Below are 19,431 nucleotides of genomic sequence, written 5' to 3'. Positions count from 1 at the left end.
GGGCGCGGCCGTGGATGGAGTGCATCCCGTAGGTGTTCATGTAGTACGGGAAGCGGGAGGAGCAGCCGATGCCGGAGACGAAGACGATGTTCTCCCTGGCCAGGCCGAGCTCGGGCATGAAGCCCTGTACGGCGGCGAGGATCGCGTAGTCACCGCAGCCGGGGCACCAGCGCACTTCCTGGTCCGACTTGAAGTCCTTCATGGACTGCTTCGCCTCGGCCTTCGGCACGAGCTTGAGCGCCTCAGACATCGGTGGCCTCCTTGAGAGCCGTGGCGAGCTGCTCGGCCTTGAACGGCATGCCGTTGACCTGGTTGTAGCTGTGCGCGTCCACGAGGTACTTCGCCCGGATGAGAGCGGCGAGCTGGCCGAGGTTCATCTCGGGCACGACGACCTTGTCGTAGCGCGCCAGCACCTCGCCGAGATTCTTCGGGAAGGGGTTGAGGTGGCGCAGATGGGCCTGGGCGATGCGGCCGCCGTCTCTGCGGACGCGTCGTACGGCGGCGGTGATCGGGCCGTAGGTCGAGCCCCAGCCCAGGACGAGCGTGCGGGCCCCGTCCTGGTGGTCGACCTCCACGTCCGGCACCTCGATGCCGTCGATCTTGGCCTGGCGGGTGCGGACCATGAAGTCGTGGTTGGCCGGGTCGTAGGAGATGTTGCCCGTGCCGTCCTGCTTCTCGATGCCGCCGATGCGGTGCTCCAGGCCCGGTGTCCCCGGCACCGCCCAGGGTCGGGCGAGGGTGTGCGGGTCGCGCTTGTAGGGCCAGAAGACCTCGGTGCCGTCGGCCAGCGTGTGGTTCGGGCCGGAGGCGAACTGCACCCGCAGGTCGGGCAGCTCGTCCACCTCGGGGACGCGCCAGGGTTCGGAGCCGTTGGCGAGGTAGCCGTCGGACAGCAGGAACACCGGTGTGCGGTAGGTGAGCGCGATCCGGGCGGCGTCGAGGGCGGCGTCGAAGCAGTCGGCCGGGGTGCGCGGTGCCACGATCGGCACCGGGGCCTCGCCGTTGCGCCCGTACATCGCCTGCAGCAGGTCGGCCTGCTCGGTCTTGGTGGGCAGGCCCGTCGAGGGGCCGCCGCGCTGGATGTCGACGATCAGCAGCGGCAGCTCCAGGGAGACGGCCAGGCCGATGGTCTCCGATTTCAGTGCCACACCGGGCCCTGAGGTGGTGGTGACGGCCAGCGACCCGCCGAAGGCGGCGCCGAGCGCGGCGCCGATGCCGGCGATCTCGTCCTCGGCCTGGAAGGTCCGCACGCCGAAGTTCTTGTGCTTGGACAGCTCGTGGAGGATGTCGGAGGCCGGGGTGATGGGGTAGGAGCCCAGGTAGAGCGGCAGGTCGGCCTGGCGGGAGGCGGCGATCAGCCCGTAAGACAGGGCGAGGTTGCCGGAGATGTTGCGGTAGGTGCCGGCGGGGAAGGCCTGGGTGGCGGGTGCGACTTCGTAGGAGACGGCGAAGTCCTCGGTCGTCTCGCCGAAGTTCCAGCCGGCGCGGAAGGCGGCCACGTTCGCCTCGGCGATCTCGGGCTTCTTGGCGAACTTCTTGCGCAGGAATCTCTCGGTGCCCTCGGTAGGCCGGTGATACATCCACGACAGCAGGCCGAGGGCGAACATGTTCTTGGACCGTTCGGCTTCCTTGCGGGACAGGCCGAAGTCCTTCAGCGCCTCGATCGTCAGCGTGGTGAGGGGGACGGGGTGGACGTTGTAGGCGTCCAGGGAGCCGTCTTCGAGGGGGCTGGTGTCGTAGCCGACCTTGGCCATGGCGCGTTTGGCGAATTCGTCGGTGTTGACGATGATCTCGCCGCCGCGGGGTACGTCGGCGATGTTGGCCTTCAGGGCGGCGGGGTTCATCGCGACCAGCACGTCCGGGGCATCGCCGGGGGTGAGGATGTCGTGGTCGGCGAAGTGGAGCTGGAACGAGGAGACGCCGGGCAGGGTGCCGGCGGGGGCGCGGATCTCGGCGGGGAAGTTCGGCAGGGTCGACAGGTCGTTGCCGAACGACGCCGTCTCCGAAGTGAACCGGTCTCCCGTCAACTGCATACCGTCACCGGAGTCACCCGCGAACCGGATGATCACCCGATCCAGACGACGGACCTGCTTCTCGCCCTCGTGCCGCGTCGGCGTGCCGCGCTGTTCCCCGACGACAGCCTCGTCGGCTTCGCCGGCCTCGTCCGCCCGCTCGGCCGGGCTACTGACCTGGCTGGTCACTGAACTGGACCTCCCTCGAGACAAGGGGCCTCCCCGCCGTCGGCGGGGGAACGCTCGGGAGACGGCCTGGTGGCTGGTTCTCCCAAGGCCCACCCTACGTCCGTAAGGGTCGCCTTCCCTGGATCGCTCAAATGTTGGACGTTATTTTGGAACGTCCTTACACCCGGACTCATCATGCTTTGTCTCCCCCCGACTCCTGCGTGAACGACGCTCCCGGCCGGTCCTCCGGTTCTGGGCCGGCAGCCCGGGCCGGGACGCCTGGGGCGCCTCAGATGTACAGACGCCTCAGCTGTTCAGATAGGTGAGCACCGCGAGCACCCGCCGGTGATCACCCTCGCTCGGGGACAGCCCGAGCTTCAGGAAGATGCTGCTCACGTGCTTCTCCACCGCGCCGTCGCTCACCCTGAGCTGCCGCGCGATCGCGGAGTTCGTCCGCCCCTCCGCCATCAGCCCCAGGACCTCACGCTCACGCGGCGTCAGCCCCGCCAGAACGTCCTGTTTACGGCTCCGCCCCAGCAGCTGGGCCACCACCTCGGGGTCCAGCGCCGTACCGCCCCGGGACACCCGCACGACCGCGTCCACGAACTCGCGGACCTCCGCGACCCGGTCCTTCAGCAGGTACCCCACGCCCCGGGTGCTGCCGGCCAGCAGCTCGGTGGCGTACCGCTCCTCGACGTACTGCGACAGCACCAGGACACCGATGCCGGGGTGCTCCTTGCGGAGGCGCACCGCCGCCCGCACGCCTTCGTCGGTGTGCGTCGGGGGCATCCGCACATCGGCGACCACCACGTCCGGCAGATCCCCCTGGCCGGCCAGGTCGTCGATTGTCTTGATCAATGCGTCGCCGTCACCCACCCCGGCGACGACGTCGTGCCCCCGGTCGGTCAGCAGCCGGGTCAGCCCCTCCCGCAGGAGTACGGAATCCTCGGCGATGACCACCCGTACCCGGTCTTCCACATCTCCCACGATCCTGAAGCCCCCACCATCGATCCGGTCCACGCGTTTGCCGCGTCCGGGGTACAGCATCCCAGCATCCGGATCGTCATGGGCTGCCTGTGGATAACCACTTGGGGGAGGACGGGCAGCCGGCGAGGGGCGCGTCAGGGCCGGGCGCGCCACGGCAACTCGGCGATGATCGCGGTCGGGCCGCCGGCCGGTGACTTCACGGCGAGGACGCCGTCGACCGCGTCCAGCCGCTCGGCCAGCCCCGCCAGGCCCGTGCCGCCGTCGAGTCGTGCGCCACCGCGGCCGTTGTCCGTCACCTGGAGCAGCAGCCGGTCCTCCACCCGCCACACGTCGACACCGGCCCGCGTGGCCCCGGAGTGCTTGGAGACGTTCTGCAGCAGCTCCGAGACGGTGAAGTAGGCGATGCCCTCGATGGCCGGCGCCGGCCGCTCCGGCAGGTCCACCTCGACCGACACCGGGACGGTGCAGCGGGAGGCTATGGAGGACAGGGCGGCGTCGAGGCCGCGGTCGGTGAGCACGGCGGGGTGGATTCCGCGTGCCAGGTCGCGCAGTTCCTGCAGTGCGATCTTGACCTCGCCGTGTGCCTCCTCGACCATGCGCGCCGCTGCCTCGGGGTTCTCGGCCATCTTCTCTTTGGCGAGGCCGAGGTCCATGGCGAGGGCGACGAGCCGGGCCTGGGCGCCGTCGTGCAGGTCGCGCTCGATGCGGCGTAGATCGGCGGCGGCCGTGTCGACGACCACGCCCCGGTCCGACTCCAGCTCCGACACCCGGCTGGCGAGCCGGGACGGGCCGAGCAGCCCCGTGACCAGCAGGCGGTCGACGCCGGCCATCGCCCGGATCAGCCACGGTGTGAGCATCCAGAGCAGCAGCCCGGCCAGGCTGGTCAGCGCCAGCTCGACCGGCGTGTCCAAGTGGACGCTGTGCGTCCCGTCACCGTACAGCTGCAGCCCGTCGACGCCCGCGTACACCGGGAAGATCCACTGCCACAGCGGATACGTCAGCAGCGCCCAGCCGTACGCCCAGAAGGACACCGCGACCGAGAAGGCGAAGACCGCCCAGGGCAGGTGCACCACCGCGTAGAGGAGGTGCCGCCAGGACACGCCGCTCTTGAGCAGGCCGCCCACCCGGGCCATCGGCCCGCCGCCGGGGCCGCGCCGTACCGGGTCGGGGTCGGCGATCTCCACCCCCAGCAGCACACGCGCCCGAGCCCGCTCCACCACGCCGAACCCACGGCACAGGGCGAGACCCCCGGCGAGGACGGGTATGCCCAGGAAGGTCACGAGCAGCCCCGCGCCGAGCGCGACCGTCGCGATGGCGACGGCGAAGTAGAACACGCTGAGCGGCAGCCCCAGGAGCAGGTAGCCGAACTCGCGCCAGGTGCGCGCCTCCAACGGCGCGCGCAGCGCCGCCGGGACGCGGTGGTGCCGGGTGGTGCCCGAGCCGTAAGCCATGGCCATCGGTGTCAGTCCGTTTCTGCGAGTCGCGGTCGCGCGGTGCGCGCCATTGCGTCGTGTGTCCAGGCTGCCGTGCCCGGGTCGTGTCCACCATGAGGGCGCTCTCCGTCGTGACCGGGGGTTTTCCCTACTCCCGAAGGGGGGCCCACCCTCGGCGGCGCCGCTAACGCGCGGCCGGGCGCGAGGTGTCGCGGCGGCGCCAGGGCAGCTCGGCGGTGACCGTCGTCGGGCCGCCGGCCGGGGACTCCACCGTGAACAGTCCGTCGACCGCGTCCAGCCGTTCCTCGAGGCCCGGCAGGCCGGTGCCGTCGTCCAGCCGGGCTCCGCCATGGCCGTCGTCCGTGACCTGTATGAGCAGCCGGTCGTCCACCCGCCAGACGTCGACGGCCGCCGAACGCGCCCCGGAGTGTTTGGAGACGTTCTGCAGCAGCTCGGAGACGGTGAAGTAGGCGATGCCCTCGATCGCCTCGGCCGGCCGCTCGGGAAGGTCGACGGTGACCTTGACCGGGACGGTGCAGCGGGAGGCTATGGAGGACAGGGCGGCGTCGAGGCCGCGGTCGGTGAGCACGGCGGGGTGGATTCCGCGTGCCAGGTCGCGCAGTTCCTGCAGCGCGATCTTGACCTCGCCGTGCGCCTCCTCGACCATGCGCGCCGCGGCCTCGGGGTTCTCGGCCATCTTCTCTTTGGCGAGGCCCAGGTCCATGGCGAGGGCGACGAGCCGGGCCTGGGCGCCGTCGTGCAGGTCGCGCTCGATGCGGCGTAGATCGGCGGCGGCCGTGTCGACGACCACGCCCCGGTCCGACTCCAGCTCCGCGATCCGCCGCTCCAGCTCGTCGGAGGGCGACAACAGGCCGCGCGCCAGCGCCCCGTCCACAGCCACCATGCCGCGCACGACGTAGCCGAGGACCGGCCACAGCACGACGAGGCCCACCAGCGTGACGACGAAGGTGAGGACGCTCCACGGCAGCCGTATGAACGCGTACAGCATCGTCCGCCAGGCCACCGGGTCCTTCAGCCCCGTCCACAGCCAGGGGAAGAATCCGGCGCCGCGCCGGTGCGGCAGCCGGCTCGGCTCGTCGATCCGTATGCCGAGCAGCGCCCGCGCCCGGGACCGCTCCGTCCGACCGAGCACCCGCGCCCCGGCGAGCCCGACGGTGAGCAGGGGCAGCCCGACGACGGTCACCGACAGGCCCACGCCGACGCCCACCACCACCAGCACGTACACGAAACCCATCACGGCGACCGGGAGGCTGGAGAGGAGGTACGCGACCTCCTTCCAGGCCTGCCGGCCGAAGGCGAAGTGCGGTGCGCTGCGTGCGGTCATGCGGACCAGCCTGCCCGGCCGTACACGGCCACGCCATGGGGCTCGTGGGGGGAGCGGAGTAGGGCTAACCCCACCCAGCGGGCCCCCGAGCACCGCCGAAGTGCGGCACGGCTGATTACCCGCGCTTTGCCAGGGCCTACACTCCCGTGCGTAGAGAACGCATAAACAACAGCCGCAACAGCAGCCGCGTGGCAGGGAGCGAGGACTACGGACGTGCCGGAACCGACCGTGGGGACCGTACTCGCCGTCGACTACTTCCAAAGCTACTCGGTGGTAGGCCTGCTGGCGCTATTGGGGGTGCTCTTCGTCGCCGTCGCCTTCGGGGCCGGGCGGCTGCTCCGGCCCGTCGTGCCGACGCAGGAGAAGATGCTCACCTACGAGTGCGGCGTCGACCCCGTGGGCGAGGGCTGGGCCCACACCCAGGTGCGCTACTACGTCTACTCTTTTCTGTACGTCATCTTCGCCGTCGACTCCATCTTCCTCTTCCCCTGGGCGACGGTCTTCGCAGCACCGGGGTACGGCGCCACGACGCTGGTCGAGATGTTCATCTTCCTCGGCTTCCTCGCCGTAGGACTGCTCTACGCGTACAAGAAGGGCGTCCTGACATGGACGTAACCCCTGTGACTCCCGAGACGCCTGCGACCCCTGTGGTCCCCGCGAGCCCGGTGGACCTGCCCGAACCGAAAAGGCTCGGCGTCCTGTCCCGGCTCGCCCCCGAGCCGATGAAGGTGGTCCTGAACTGGGGCCGCCGCTACAGCCTGTGGGTCTTCAACTTCGGACTCGCCTGCTGCGCGATCGAGTTCATCGCCGCGTCGATGGCCCGGCACGACTTCATCCGGCTCGGCGTCATCCCGTTCGCGCCCGGCCCCCGCCAGGCCGACCTCATGGTCGTCTCCGGGACCGTCACCGACAAGATGGCCCCGGCGGTGAAGCGGCTGTACGAGCAGATGCCGGAGCCGAAGTACGTCATCTCCTTCGGCGCCTGCTCCAACTGCGGGGGACCGTACTGGGACTCGTACGCCGTGACCAAGGGCGTCGACCAGATCATCCCCGTCGACGTGTACGTGCCGGGCTGCCCGCCGCGCCCGGAGGCGCTGCTCCAGGGCATCCTCAAGCTCCAGGAGAAGATCGCCCGCGAGTCGCTGGGCGAGCGGTACGGCCACGGGCGGCCGTCGTCGGTCGCGCAGCTGCGCAGCGGTCCCGTGCCGCCGCCGTCCCCGTCCGCCTCGCCGACCGTCTCCGCGTCTGTCTCCCCGTCGGCCACGTCTTCGGCCGCGCCGTCGCCGGGAGGCGCGGAGTGAACGCGTACGACCGTCTCCCCGAATCCGTCACCGAGGTCTTCGGCGAGGAGGCCACCGCCGAGCACGCGTACGACCTGCTGACGGTCGACGTGCCGGCCGGCTCCTGGATCGCCGCGCTCGAAACCGCCCGGGACGAGCTCGGCTGCACCTACTTCGACTGGCTGAGCGCGGTCGACGAACCGGCGACGGGCTTCCGCGTCTGCGCCCACGTCGTCGCCCTGGCGGACGGCACGGTCCGCCGTCTCCTGCTGCGTACGACCGTGCCGCACGACGCCCCGGTGCTGCCGACCGCCATCGGCGTGTACGCGGGCGCGGCGTGGCACGAGCGCGAGACGCACGAGATGTTCGGCGTCCGCTTCGAGAACCACCCCAACCTCGCGCCTCTCCTCCTCCCCGAGAACTTCGAGGGCCACCCGCTGCGCAAGGACTTCGTCCTGGCCGCGCGCGTGGCGAAGGCGTGGCCGGGCGCGAAAGAGCCCGGGGAGACTGCGGCGGGCGCGGCGCACGGCGGCCCCAAGCGCCGCCAGATGCTGCCGCCCGGCGTGCCCGACCCCAACGAGTGGGGTCCCCTCAAGGGCCAGCTGCCCCCTGCCCCGGCGCGCCCCGTCCGCGAACGCCCGGCCCGCGCCGCCGGTGCGGCGGGTGCGGCCGGTGCGGGTGCCGCTGCCGGTGCCGGTGACCGTCCGGTACGCCGTGCCCGTACGGCCGCCGAGGGCTCCGCGAGCCAGGCGGCTCCGGCGGCTGCTGCGGCTGCGGACGCCCCGGCGGCTCCTGCGGCCCCGGCGACCGGTACCCCTCGCCGCGCGCGCAGCGTGAGCGAGGGCTCGGCCACCCAGCGCACGCGGCCCGCGGCGCCGGAGGCCACGCCTCCGTCCGAGGCCCCCACCGCGCCGCCGGCCCCGCCGCGCACCCGCAGCACGGACGCGCCCTGGAACAACCCGCGCCCCGCCTTCGACGACGACACCGCCGCCGCGCCCGCCGCGCCCGACGCCGAAGAGCAGCGGCGCCCCGAAGGCCCCGAACGACCCGAGAAACCCGCACGGACCGCACAGCCGGAACGACCCGCACAAGCGGAACGGCCCGAACGGCCCGAACAGCCCGAACGACCTGAAGGAGACGCGTGAACGACGTGCTCGACGTCGCCCTCCGCCTGGTCGCCGTCTTCGCCGTGTTCCTCGTCCTGCCGCTGGTGATCGGCCAGACGGAGCACAAGGTCATGGCGCACATGCAGGGCCGCCTCGGCCCCATGTACGCCGGCGGCTTCCACGGCTGGGCGCAGCTCGTCGCGGACGGCGTGAAGTTCGCGCAGAAGGAGGACGTGGTCCCGGCCAACGCCGACCGCCGCATCTTCCAGCTCGCCCCCGCCATCGCGCTCCTCCCGTACCTCCTCGTGCTGGTCGCCATCCCGATCGGCCCGAGCGAGGGCGCGGTCGGCGTACTGGTCGACGCGGGCGTCTTCTTCGTGCTCGCCGTCATGGGCGTCGGCGTGCTCGGCTCGCTCATGGCGGGCTGGGCGTCCGCCAACAAGTTCTCGCTCCTCGGCGGCCTGCGCACCGCCGCCCAGCTGCTCGCGTACGAGCTGCCCATGCTGCTCGCCGCCGCCTCCGTCGCCATGGCGGCCGGCACCGTCTCCCTCCCGGGCATCGTCAACGCCTTCGAGTGGTGGTGGCTGCCGTGGCAGATCGTCGGCGCGCTGGTCTTCTTCGTCGCGGGCCTCGCCGAGCTGCAGCGCCCGCCCTTCGACATGCCGGTCGCCGACTCCGAGATCATCTTCGGTGCATACACCGAGTACACGGGCCTGCGCTTCGCGCTGTTCCTCCTCGCCGAGTACGCCGGCATCGTCGTGCTGTGCGGTCTGACCACCGTCCTCTTCCTCGGCGGCTGGCACGGGCCGTTCGGCGCCGAGGGGCTCGGCTGGCTCTGGACCCTGCTCAAGACGGCCGTGCTGGCCTTCATCGTGATCTGGCTGCGCGTGAGCTACCCGCGGCTGCGCGAGGACCAGCTGCAGAAGCTCGCCTGGACCACGCTCGTCCCGCTCGCCCTCGCCCAGATCGCCCTCACCGGCATCGTCAAGGTGGTGAACCCCTGATGCCTCCGATTCCCGGATCCGGCCTCGCCAAGGGCCTGGCCGTCACGCTGCGCACGATGACGAAGAAGAGTCACACCGCGCAGTACCCGGACGCCCAGCCCGAACTGCCGCCCCGTACCCGCGGCGTGATCGGGCTGTTCGAGGAGAACTGCACGGTCTGCATGCTGTGCGCCCGCGAATGCCCCGACTGGTGCATCTACATCGACTCCCACAAGGAGACGATGCCCGCCGCCACGCCGGGCGGGCGCGAGCGCAGCCGCAACGTCCTCGACCGGTTCGCCATCGACTTCGCACTGTGCATGTACTGCGGTATCTGCATCGAGGTGTGTCCTTTCGACGCGCTGTTCTGGTCGCCGGAGTTCGAGTACGCGGAGACGGACATCCACGAGCTCACGCACGAGCGGGACAAGCTCCGCGAGTGGATGTGGACGGTCCCGGAGCCGCCCGCCCTCGACCCGGGTGCGGAGGAGCCGAAGGAGATCGCTGCCGCCCGCAAGGCCGCGGAGAAGCTCGCCGCGGCCCAGGCGGCCCAGGCAGGGGAGACGCCCGAGACGACCAAGACCACGGACGCGCCCGAGGCGCCCGGGACCGCGGGAGGCAGTGAGTGAGCCTCGCCGCGGCCCACGGCTTCCTGTCGCCCACGGGCGTCGAGATCGCCTTCCTCCTCGTCGGCATCGTCACCCTCGGCGCGGCCGTCGTCACCGTCACCACCAAGCAGCTGGTGCACGCCGCCCTGTGGCTCGTGGTGGCGCTCGGCGGCATCGCCGTCGAGTACCTGCTCCTCACCGCCGAGTTCGTCGCCTGGGTGCAGGTGCTGATCTACGTCGGTTCCGTCGTCGTCCTCCTCCTCTTCGGTCTCATGCTCACCAAGGCACCCATCGGCCGTTCCCCGGACGCCGACTCGGGCAACCGCCCGGCCGCCCTCGCGGTCGCCGTCGCCGCGGCGGCCGCCCTCGTCTGGGTGGTCGTCGACGCGTTCCGCACCACCTGGATCGACCTGGACGGGCCCGTCCAGGGCTCCACCAAGGTCTCCGGCACGATCCTCTTCCGGCACTGGGTGCTGCCCTTCGAAGCGCTCTCCGTCCTCCTGCTCGCCGCGCTCGTCGGCGCGATCGTCCTGTCCCGCAAGGACCGGGCGGACGACGGTGCCGCGCCCGGCCGGGCCACCGGCCCGGCCGCCGGCCGGGCGACCGACCGGAAGGGGCAGCGCTGATGCACCTCGCCTATCCCGCGGTCCTCGCCGTCCTGCTCTTCTGCACGGGGCTGTACGGAGTCCTCGCCCGCCGCAACGCGATCCTGGTCCTGATGTCCGTCGAGCTGATGCTCAACGCCGTCAACCTCAACCTCGTCGCGTTCGACGTCTGGCTCCGCGACACCCTGCACGCCGGCCAGGCACTCACGCTCTTCACCATCGCCATCGCCGCCGCCGAGATCGGCATCGGCCTGGCGATCGTCCTGATGGTCTACCGCAACCGCGGCACCTCCGACATCGACAAGCTCCGCGACAACGCCGAGACGCCGGGTCCCGACGACGCCCCTGACGACGCCCTGGACGAGGCCGCCTCCGACGCTGCCTCCGACGCCGCCGGCGAGGTCCCCGACGAGAAGGCCGAGGCCACCGCGTGACCACCACGACCCTCGCCGTCCTCGTACCCCTCCTCCCGTTCCTCGGCGCCCTGGCCGGGCTGCTGCTCGGCCGCACCGCGCCCGGCTTCGTCCGCCCGCTCGCCGTCCTGCCGACGCTCGCCGCCCTCGTGGTGGCCGTCCTGGTCGCAGCCCGGCAGGGCGGCGGCCGGCCGATCGACGCGGCCACCCAGCTCACCCCGACCGGCTCGGTCCCCATCGAGCTCGCCCTGCACCTGGACGGCTTCGCCGTCCTCGCCGCCGTCCTGGTCGGCGTGGTCGCGTCGTGCGTGCAGATCTACTCGACGGGCTACCTGCGCGACGACCCGCGCTACCCCTCGTACGCGGCGCTCGTCTCCCTCTTCACCTCCGCGATGCTGCTCGTCGTCTACTCCGGCGACCTGATGGTGCTGCTGGTCGGCTGGGAGATCATGGGCATCTGCTCGTACTTCCTGGTCGGCCACTACTGGGAGACTCCCGAGGCGCGGGCCGCCTCCCTGAAGGCGTTCCTCGTCACCAAGCTCGGTGACGTCCCGTTCCTCATCGGCCTCTTCGCGCTGGCCGCCGACGCCGGCACGTTCCGGATCACCGGGATCCTGGGAGCCGTCGCCGCCGACGGCATCGACCACCCGACACTGGTGGCGCTGCTGCTCCTCGCGGGTGTGGCGGGCAAGTCCGCGCAGTTCCCGCTGCACACCTGGCTGCCCGACGCGATGGCCGGCCCGACGCCGGTCTCCGCGCTGATCCACGCCGCGACGATGGTCGCCGCCGGTATCTACTTCGTGGCCCGCCTCCTCCCGCTTTTCGCCGCCTCCGCCGCGGCCATGACCGTGCTCGCCGTGATGGCCGCGGTCACCATGGTGGGCTCCGGACTGGCCGCCCTCGCCCAGGACGACATCAAGCGCGTGCTCGCGTACTCGACCATCGGCCAGCTCGGCTACATGTCGGGCGCCCTGGCCGTCGGCGACCGCGGCGCCGCCGTCTTCCACCTCCTGTCGCACGGTGCCTTCAAGGCGCTGCTCTTCCTCGCCGCCGGCGTGATCATCCACGCCGCCGGCACCAACTCCCTGGCCGCCATGTCCCGCATGCGGGGCCTTGCCGCCCGCATCCCCGACGCGTACTGGACGATGACGGTCGCGCTGCTCGCGCTCGCCGCGATCCCGCCCTTCGCCGGCTTCTTCTCCAAGGAGGCCGTGCTCGTGGCCGCCGAGCACACCGCTCTCGGCGACCGGGCCGCCGCCCCCGCCGGGGCGGGCTGGATCGTGCTCGTCTCCGGTCTGATCACCGCCCTCCTCACCGCCGCCTACGCGACGCGCCTGTGGCTGCTCGCCTTCCGGGGCCGCGGCACCGAGGCCCCCGATCACGGCCGCCAGCCGCTCGTCATGAACGGCGTCCTGTGGGTGCTCGCCGTCCCGTCCCTCGCCTTCGGCCTCACTGCCGGCTACCTGAGCGACTGGTTCGACGGCCAGGCCCTCACCCCCACCGTCACCACGGCGGTGCTCGGCACGGGCATCGCGCTCGTCGGCGGACTGGTCACCTACGCCGCCTGGCGCGCAGCGACACACAAGGTGCGCACCGCGGCGGCCACCCCGCTCGGCGCGGTCGCCGCCCACCCCCAGGAGCAGCCGGCCGTCTCCGAGGAGGAGGCCATCGCCACCCACACGGCCGCCTACGGCGATATCGCGTCGGCCCCCGACCCCGCCGACCCGGGGCGCCTGCTGCTCGGCCCGCTGCACCGCCACGCCGCCGCGGGCTTCCGCCTTGACGCCGTCTACTCCGCCCTCTTCGTACGCCCCGTCCGGGCCGCCGCCTCCCTGGTCAGCTTCCTCGACCGGGAGGTCGTCGAGACCTACGTACGCGGCGCGGGCGGCGGCACGCACCTGCTCGGCCGGGCCGTACGCCGCGCCCAGACCGGCAATGTGCAGACCTACCTCAGCGTCCTGCTGGCCGGCTCCGTCGTCCTGGCGATCGCCGCCGTACTCGTCGCCGCCGGAGCGTGAGCCGTGATCGATATCAGCGAATCCGTGATGCAGTTCCTTCTCGCGTTCATCGTCGTCGGCCCGCTCATCGGCGCGGCCGCGGCTCTCCTCCCCGCCCCGCCCGGGCTGAAGGGGAAGTCCCCGGACCAGGCCGTGCTGCGCCACGGCGTGACCGTGACCGGCGCCGTCCTCGCCGCCGCGATCGTGCTCCTGCTGGGCTTCGACCACGACCAGCCGTCGAAGATGCAGGCCACGACGGACATCAGCTGGATCCCCGCGCTCGACGTGCGGATCCACCTCGGTACCGACGGCATCTCGCTCCCCCTCCTCGTCCTGACCGCGCTGCTGACCTTCCTCTGCGCGCTGTACAGCTACTTCAAGCTGCCCGCGGGCCCTTCCCCCAAGGCGTTCGTCGCCCTGCTGCTCGTCCTCGAGTCCGGCATGCTCGCGACCTTCGCCGTCCTCGACCTGCTGCTGTTCTTCCTGGCCTTCGAGATGGTCCTCATCCCGATGTACTTCCTCATCGCCCGCTGGGGCGGCGAGGGCAGGCGCCAGGCCGCCTGGCGGTTCATCCTCTACACGCTGCTCGGTTCGGTCGTCATGCTGCTCGGCCTGCTGCTCGTCGGGCTGAAGGCCGGCACCTTCGACATGGTGGCACTCGCCACTGACAACGGCCGCGACATCACCACGTCCGTGCAGGTCATCGCCGTTCTCGCGATCGGCGTCGGCCTCGCCGTGAAGACCCCGATGTGGCCGCTCCACAGCTGGCTGCCGGACGCCCACACCGCCGCCCCGACCGTCGGGTCGGTGCTCCTCGCGGGCGTGCTGCTGAAGATGGGTACGTACGGGTTCGTCCGGATCGCCCTGCCGATCACGCCCGACGGCATGCACGTCCTCGCCCCGTACCTCGCGGGCTTCGCCGTCGCCGGCATCATCTACGGATCGCTCGCCTGCCTCGCCCTGGCCCGTTCCGGTGCGAACGGCGACCTCAAGCGCCTGATCGCGTACTCCTCCGTCGGCCACATGGGCTTCGTGCTCCTCGGCATCGCCACCATGACCCCCACCGGCGTGAACGGCGCGCTCTTCGCCAACATCGCCCACGGCCTCATCACCGGCCTGCTCTTCTTCCTGGTCGGCGCCCTCAAGGACCGCACCGGCACCACCGACCTCGACGCCCTGGCCCAGCAGACCGGCGCCGCGCTCTACGGCCGCGCGCCGCGCCTCGGCGGCCTGCTCGCCTTCGCGGCCGTCGCCTCCCTCGGCCTGCCCGGGCTGGCCGGGTTCTGGGGCGAGATGCTCGCGCTGTTCGGCGCGTTCCAGCCGGCCGCGGGCCTCAACCGCCCCGCCTTCCTCACCTTCATGGCCATCGGCGCCTTCGGCACGCTGCTCACCGCCGCGTACCTCCTCGTCGTCGTACGCCGGGTCTGCATGGGCGCCCACCCCGCCGAGGGCCGGCCGCCGATCGCCGACATCCGGCCCTACGAGTTCGCCGCCTGGACCCCGCTGGCCGTCCTCACCGTCCTCGCCGGCCTCTGGCCCGCGCTCCTCCTCGGCCTGTCCGACCCGGCCGTGCAGAAGCTCCTCGCAGGAGGCAAGTCGTGACCGCCGCAGCCGCGAGCACCGCGAACACAGCCCACCTCGTCCAGTCGGTCGACTGGGCGGCCATCGCGCCGCCCACCATCGCCGCCGTGACCGGCCTGGCCGTGCTCGTCGCCGACCTCTTCGTACCGAAGGACCGCCGGCGCCTCCTCGGCTGGATCTCCCTCGCCGGTCTCGCCGTCGCGCTCGCCGCCCTCGCGCCGCTGCGCAAGGGCGACCGCTCCACCTTCTGCCTCACCACCGACTCCGACGCCTGCAGCTACACCGCGGACCACTTCACCCTCGTCATCCAGCTGCTGGTGCTCGGCGGCGCCCTCCTGACGGCCCTGCTGTCGCTGACGGAGACCGAGGAGAAGCTCCCCGCGGGCGAGTTCTGGTTCCTGCTGCTCTCCTCGGCCGCCGGAGCCGCGCTGCTGCCCGCCTCCCGCGACCTGGCGACCCTGATCGTCGCCCTGGAGGTCGCCTCGCTGCCCGCGTTCGCGCTCGTCGGCCTCAAGCGCGGCGACCGCATGTCGGGCGAGGCGGCGCTGAAGTTCTTCCTGTCCTCCGTCACCGCGACGGCCGTGTCCCTGCTCGGCGTGAGCTTCGTGTACGCCTCGACCGGCACGCTGCACCTGACCGAGATCGCCCAGAGCATCGACGACACCCCGGCCCAGCTCGCCACCCTCGCCAAGGCGGGCGTCGCCCTCACCCTCGTCGGCTTCGCCTTCAAGACGGCCGCCGTGCCGTTCCACTTCTGGGTGCCGGACACCTATGTCGGCGCGCCGCTGCCCGTCGCCGCGTTCCTCTCCGTCGTCGGGAAGGCGGTCGGCTTCACCGGCCTCATCCTGGTGACCGTCGTCGCCTTCCCCTCGTACGCCGACGTCTGGGGCCCGGCCCTGTCCGTGCTGGCCGCGCTGACCATGACCGTCGGGAACGTCGCCGCCCTGCGGCAGGTCTCCACGCGCGCGTGGAGCGCCGTCCGGCTGCTGGCCTGGTCCTCCGTGGCGCAGGCCGGGTACCTCCTGGTGCCGATCGCGGCCGCCGCGTACTCCAGCGACGACCAGATCGGCGCCACCGTCTCGTACGCCCTGATGTACGCCGTCGTGAACCTCGGAGCCTTCGCGGTCGCCGCCCTGGTGGCGCGTACGCACCCGCTCAACCGGATCTCCGACTACCGGGGCCTGTACGCGACCCGGCCCCTCGCCGCGCTCGCCATGGGCTTCTTCCTGCTGTGCCTGGCGGGCCTGCCGCCCGGCATCATCGGCCTGTTCGCCAAGGTGACCGTGTTCCAGTCGGTCGTCGACGCGGGCCTGGGCTGGCTCGCCGTCGTCATGGGCGTCAACGTGGTCATCGGCCTCTACTACTACCTCCAGTGGACGGCGGTGCTGTTCCGCGCCCCGGAGGCGCGGGCCGCGGCCCCGGAGGCGGCCGTGGCTAGCCGCGCGGCGGGTACCGCGCCGATCACCCTCGCCATCGGCCTGACGGCCTTCGCCGGCGTCCTGCTGTCCGGCTACCCCCAGCTGGTGCTGCGCTTCGCCGCGAGCACCCTGTTCTGATCCCCGTCCCGATCCCCCCACCACCTCCAGGAGCACGACCGTGCTGAACGGTTTCAAGGACTTCGTCCTGCGCGGAAACGTCATCTCCATGGCGATCGGTCTGGCCGTCGGAGCCGCCTTCACCGCCGTCGTCACGGCCTTCAGCAACGCCTTCATCGTGCCGCTCATCGGCCTCGCCACCGGTTCGATCGGCGACTACAGCAAGGCCACCTTCTCGGTGGAGGGCGCGAAGTTCCCGTACGGCCTGTTCGTCAGCGCCATCCTGGCCTTCCTGATCACGGCGGCCGTCCTGTACTTCGGCGTCGTGGTCCCGATGATGAAGATCCAGAGCCGCTTCAAGCGGGACGAGCCCTTCGACATCAAGGCGGCCCTGCGCGACTGCCCCCGCTGTTACTCCGAGATCCCCGCCATCGCCAGCCGCTGCCGCCACTGCACCAGCGAGGTGCAGCCGGTTCCCGAGGCGCTCGCCAAGGCCGGTCTGATGCCGGCTCCGCGCTGAGTCACCCGAACGGCCGAGCGCACCGCCCTCCGCGCGCGAGGGAACCCGCCACTCCCGCCTGGCGTTGACCAGTACGGGAGGGTCCACTGGACAGTGGACGAGGACCAGCACCAGCAAGGGTTCCCCTACCGCACCACTTGGAGGGCGTACCGTGCACCGCCGGCACAACGGGCTGAGGACCGCCGTACTCCTCGGAGGACTGTCCGCACTCATCATCCTCATCGGCAGCCTCTTCGGGCGTACGGGCCTGTACGTCGCGCTGCTCGTGGCGCTCGGCACCAACGGGTACGCGTACTGGAACAGCGACAAGCTGGCCCTGCGCGCCATGCGGGCGCGCCCGGTGAGCGAGTTCCAGGCGCCGCAGCTGTACCGGATGGTCCGCGAGCTGTCGACGCAGGCCCGCCAGCCCATGCCGCGGCTCTACATCTCTCCGACCATGGCCCCCAACGCCTTCGCCACCGGCCGCAACCCGCGCAACGCGGCGGTCTGCTGCACCGAGGGCATCCTCCAGCTCCTCGACGAGCGCGAGCTGCGCGGCGTGATCGGCCACGAGCTCAGCCACGTCTACAACCGCGACATCCTGATCTCGTCCGTGGCCGGCGCGCTCGCCTCGGTGATCATGTTCCTGGTGAACTTCGCCTGGCTGATCCCGATCGGCCGCTCGGACGACGACGAGGGCCCGGGCCTGTTCGGCATGCTCCTGATCATGCTGCTGGGTCCGCTCGCCGCGTCGGTCATCCAGCTCGCCATCAGCCGCTCCAGGGAGTACGAGGCGGACGCCTCGGGCGCCCAGCTGACCGGGGACCCGCTGGCCCTGGCCAGCGCCCTGCGCAAGCTGGAGGCGGGCGCCAAGCGGCTCCCGCTGCCGCCGGAGCCCAGGATCGAGACCGCCAGCCACATGATGATCGCCAACCCGTTCCGGCCGGGCCAGGGGCTCGCCCGGATGTTCTCCACCCACCCGCCGATGGCGGAACGTATTGCCCGGCTCGAACAGATGGCAGGTCGCCGCCCGTGAAGACGATCCTCAACCTCATATGGCTGGTCCTGAGCGGCTTCTGGCTGTGCCTCGGCTACCTCGCGGCGGGCCTCCTGCTCTGCATCACCGTCATCGGCATCCCCTTCGGCATCGCCGCCTTCCGTATCGGCCTGTACGCCCTGTGGCCCTTCGGCCAGACGGTGGTGGACCGCCGCGACGCGGGCGCCGCGTCCTGCGTCGGGAACGTGCTGTGGCTGGTGCTGGCGGGCTGGTGGCTGGCGATCGGCCACATCGTCACGGGCATCGCCCTGTGCGTCACGATCATCGGCATCCCGCTCGGCATCGCGAACTTCAAGCTGATCCCGGTCTCGCTGCTGCCGCTTGGCAAGGAGATCGTCCCGACGGACCAGCCCTTCACGGCCCGCTGACGCCGGGCGTGACGACGTCGTCACCGGTTGTCAGTGGTGTGGTGCACCATGGAGCCATGACGGAACACGCGTACGACTTGGGGGCCTGGGCCCCCCGAATATCCCGGACCTGAGCGCGGCCGCGCGCTATCCCGCCCTGGGCGCGGCCGTGCGACGGGCCGCACGCGCGCCCGCGCCCGAACCCGCGCCGGGGAGCCGCCCGGCAGGGACCCCCGCAGCTCTGCCGTCCCCGCCCCCGCCCGGGCCCTACCCGCGCCGCACCGCGTAGATCACCGCGCCCACCGCCAGTACCGCCGCGCCCGCGAGGACGGACGACACCGGCAGGGCGAACGCCAGCAGCGCGCACCCCGCCAGGCCCGCCACCGCCAGGACGCGGCCGGTACCGAGGGTCCACGCCGAGGCGTTGGCGATCGCGTAGTAGGCCAGCACCCCGAACGACGAGAAGCCGATCGCCCCGCGCAGATCCGCCGTGGCCGCCACCACCGCGCCCACCGCCAGCTCGGCGTGGTGCGGTACCTGGTAGCGGGGGTGGACGGCGGCGAGGGCGCGCGGCAGGTGGCCGTCGCGGGCCATCGCCAGCGTCGTCCGGGAGACACCGAGGATCAGCGCCAGCAGCGAGCCGAGCGCGGCCACCGCCGCGCCGACCCGCACCACCGGGACCAGCCAGCCGTGCCCCGCCGCCCGCGCCGCGTCCGCGAGCGGGGCCGCCGACCCGGCCAGCTCCCGCGCGCCCAGCACCGACAGGACGGAGACCGCCACCACCACGTACACCACGAGCGCGATGCCCAGCGCGAGCGGGACCGCCCGCGGGATGGTCCGCGCCGGGTCCCTGACCTCCTCGCCGAGGGTGGCGATCCGCGCGTACCCCGCGAAGGCGAAGAACAGCAGACCCGCCGCCTGGAGCACACCGCCCAACGACGCGTCACTTCCCGGCTCGAGCCGCCCGAAGTCCGCGGCCCCCGACCCGAGAGAGGAGACCGCCACCGCGGCCAGGACCGCCAGCACCACCGCCACGATCGCGCGCGTCACCCACGCCGACTTCTGCACGCCTCCGTAGTTCACGGCGGTCATGGCCACCACCGCCGCGACCGCGACCGCGTGCGCCTGCCCCGGCCACACGTACGCGCCGACCGTCAGCGCCATCGCCGCGCACGACGCGGTCTTGCCCACGATGAAGGCCCACCCGGCCAGGAAGCCCCAGAACGGACCGAGCCGTTCGCGACCGTACACATAGGTGCCACCCGACGCCGGATAGCGGGCGGCGAGGCGCGCCGACGCCATGGCGTTGCAGTACGCCACGCCCGCGGCCAGCGCGAGCCCCGCGAGCAGCCCGCTGCCGGCCGCTCCGGCCGCCGGTGCCAGGGCCGCGAAGATCCCGGCCCCGACCATGGAGCCCAGCCCGATGACGACCGCGTCGAAGACGCCCAGCGACCGCCGCAACTCCCGTGTCATGT

At 71.9% G+C, this 19,431-nt stretch carries 18 protein-coding genes and 1 pseudogene; 13 read left to right on the top strand and 6 right to left on the bottom strand.

The window, feature by feature from the left end:
* The 5 genes and pseudogenes from AC07FJ_RS28515 to AC07FJ_RS28495 form a co-directional block, all read right to left on the bottom strand.
* Nucleotides 1-250, bottom strand: a pseudogene (locus AC07FJ_RS28515) (2-oxoacid:ferredoxin oxidoreductase subunit beta); the annotation flags it as partial.
* Nucleotides 243-2,201: a 2-oxoacid:acceptor oxidoreductase subunit alpha gene (locus AC07FJ_RS28510; RefSeq protein WP_479052125.1), complete on the bottom strand. Its 1,959-nt coding sequence runs from the start codon at nucleotides 2,199-2,201 to the stop codon at nucleotides 243-245. The pseudogene AC07FJ_RS28515 and the gene AC07FJ_RS28510, both read right to left, overlap by 8 nt.
* Before the next feature lie 285 nt (nucleotides 2,202-2,486).
* Nucleotides 2,487-3,158 carry a LuxR C-terminal-related transcriptional regulator gene (locus AC07FJ_RS28505; RefSeq protein WP_479052124.1) on the bottom strand — a complete coding sequence of 224 codons (672 nt, stop codon included), beginning with the start codon at nucleotides 3,156-3,158 and terminating at the stop codon, nucleotides 2,487-2,489.
* A 143-nt stretch (nucleotides 3,159-3,301) separates the two neighbouring features.
* Nucleotides 3,302-4,624: a sensor histidine kinase gene (locus tag AC07FJ_RS28500; protein WP_479052123.1), complete on the bottom strand. Its 1,323-nt coding sequence runs from the start codon at nucleotides 4,622-4,624 to the stop codon at nucleotides 3,302-3,304.
* Between the two features lie 160 nt (nucleotides 4,625-4,784).
* Nucleotides 4,785-5,945, bottom strand: coding sequence for a sensor histidine kinase (locus tag AC07FJ_RS28495; protein WP_479052122.1), 1,161 nt, complete (start codon nucleotides 5,943-5,945; stop codon nucleotides 4,785-4,787).
* 213 nt (nucleotides 5,946-6,158) lie between these two features.
* On the opposite strand from AC07FJ_RS28495, the gene AC07FJ_RS28490 reads away from it, so the two are divergent.
* The 13 genes from AC07FJ_RS28490 to AC07FJ_RS28430 all read left to right on the top strand — a co-directional run bounded on the left by AC07FJ_RS28490 (nucleotide 6,159) and on the right by AC07FJ_RS28430 (nucleotide 17,977).
* Nucleotides 6,159-6,560, top strand: a complete 402-nt coding sequence (locus AC07FJ_RS28490) for an NADH-quinone oxidoreductase subunit A (RefSeq protein ID WP_361421625.1) — start codon at nucleotides 6,159-6,161, stop codon at nucleotides 6,558-6,560.
* Nucleotides 6,551-7,246: an NADH-quinone oxidoreductase subunit B gene (locus AC07FJ_RS28485; RefSeq protein WP_479052121.1), complete on the top strand. Its 696-nt coding sequence runs from the start codon at nucleotides 6,551-6,553 to the stop codon at nucleotides 7,244-7,246. The genes AC07FJ_RS28490 and AC07FJ_RS28485 overlap by 10 nt, the downstream gene beginning before the upstream one ends.
* On the top strand, nucleotides 7,243-8,370 hold the full coding sequence (locus tag AC07FJ_RS28480) for an NADH-quinone oxidoreductase subunit C (protein ID WP_479052120.1): 1,128 nt from the start codon (nucleotides 7,243-7,245) through the stop codon (nucleotides 8,368-8,370). Before AC07FJ_RS28485 ends, AC07FJ_RS28480 begins: the two co-directional genes overlap by 4 nt.
* The gene (locus AC07FJ_RS28475; protein ID WP_479052119.1) at nucleotides 8,367-9,335 is read left to right on the top strand and encodes a complex I subunit 1/NuoH family protein; all 969 of its coding nucleotides are present in this window, start codon (nucleotides 8,367-8,369) and stop codon (nucleotides 9,333-9,335) included. Before AC07FJ_RS28480 ends, AC07FJ_RS28475 begins: the two co-directional genes overlap by 4 nt.
* Nucleotides 9,335-9,943, top strand: coding sequence for a NuoI/complex I 23 kDa subunit family protein (locus AC07FJ_RS28470; protein ID WP_479052118.1), 609 nt, complete (start codon nucleotides 9,335-9,337; stop codon nucleotides 9,941-9,943). Before AC07FJ_RS28475 ends, AC07FJ_RS28470 begins: the two co-directional genes overlap by 1 nt.
* On the top strand, nucleotides 9,940-10,548 hold the full coding sequence (locus AC07FJ_RS28465; RefSeq protein ID WP_479052117.1) for an NADH-quinone oxidoreductase subunit J family protein: 609 nt from the start codon (nucleotides 9,940-9,942) through the stop codon (nucleotides 10,546-10,548). The genes AC07FJ_RS28470 and AC07FJ_RS28465 overlap by 4 nt, the downstream gene beginning before the upstream one ends.
* On the top strand, nucleotides 10,548-10,961 hold the full coding sequence (nuoK, locus tag AC07FJ_RS28460) for an NADH-quinone oxidoreductase subunit NuoK (protein WP_479052116.1): 414 nt from the start codon (nucleotides 10,548-10,550) through the stop codon (nucleotides 10,959-10,961). The genes AC07FJ_RS28465 and nuoK overlap by 1 nt, the downstream gene beginning before the upstream one ends.
* Nucleotides 10,958-12,958 carry an NADH-quinone oxidoreductase subunit 5 family protein gene (locus tag AC07FJ_RS28455; RefSeq protein WP_479052115.1) on the top strand — a complete coding sequence of 667 codons (2,001 nt, stop codon included), beginning with the start codon at nucleotides 10,958-10,960 and terminating at the stop codon, nucleotides 12,956-12,958. The genes nuoK and AC07FJ_RS28455 overlap by 4 nt, the downstream gene beginning before the upstream one ends.
* 3 nt (nucleotides 12,959-12,961) lie before the next feature.
* Nucleotides 12,962-14,539: a complex I subunit 4 family protein gene (locus AC07FJ_RS28450; RefSeq protein ID WP_479052114.1), complete on the top strand. Its 1,578-nt coding sequence runs from the start codon at nucleotides 12,962-12,964 to the stop codon at nucleotides 14,537-14,539.
* Nucleotides 14,536-16,074, top strand: coding sequence for an NADH-quinone oxidoreductase subunit N (locus tag AC07FJ_RS28445; protein WP_479052113.1), 1,539 nt, complete (start codon nucleotides 14,536-14,538; stop codon nucleotides 16,072-16,074). Before AC07FJ_RS28450 ends, AC07FJ_RS28445 begins: the two co-directional genes overlap by 4 nt.
* Nucleotides 16,075-16,114: 40 nt before the next feature.
* On the top strand, nucleotides 16,115-16,573 hold the full coding sequence (gene mscL, locus AC07FJ_RS28440) for a large conductance mechanosensitive channel protein MscL (protein WP_479052112.1): 459 nt from the start codon (nucleotides 16,115-16,117) through the stop codon (nucleotides 16,571-16,573).
* A 151-nt stretch (nucleotides 16,574-16,724) separates the two neighbouring features.
* Nucleotides 16,725-17,588: a zinc metalloprotease HtpX gene (htpX, locus tag AC07FJ_RS28435; RefSeq protein WP_479052111.1), complete on the top strand. Its 864-nt coding sequence runs from the start codon at nucleotides 16,725-16,727 to the stop codon at nucleotides 17,586-17,588.
* Nucleotides 17,585-17,977, top strand: a complete 393-nt coding sequence (locus tag AC07FJ_RS28430; protein ID WP_361421591.1) for a YccF domain-containing protein — start codon at nucleotides 17,585-17,587, stop codon at nucleotides 17,975-17,977. The genes htpX and AC07FJ_RS28430 overlap by 4 nt, the downstream gene beginning before the upstream one ends.
* A 246-nt stretch (nucleotides 17,978-18,223) precedes the next feature.
* Here the strand turns inward: AC07FJ_RS28430 and AC07FJ_RS28425 are convergent, their stop codons facing one another.
* Entirely contained in the window at nucleotides 18,224-19,429 is a 1,206-nt protein-coding gene (locus AC07FJ_RS28425) for an APC family permease (RefSeq protein ID WP_479052110.1), read from the bottom strand.
* Nucleotides 19,430-19,431 lie beyond the last annotated feature (2 nt).

The sequence above is a fragment of the Streptomyces sp. NPDC045998 genome (assembly GCF_056430285.1).
The sequence above is the reverse complement of the archived record's forward strand: the minus strand, read 5'-3'. Positions and strand labels throughout refer to the sequence as shown.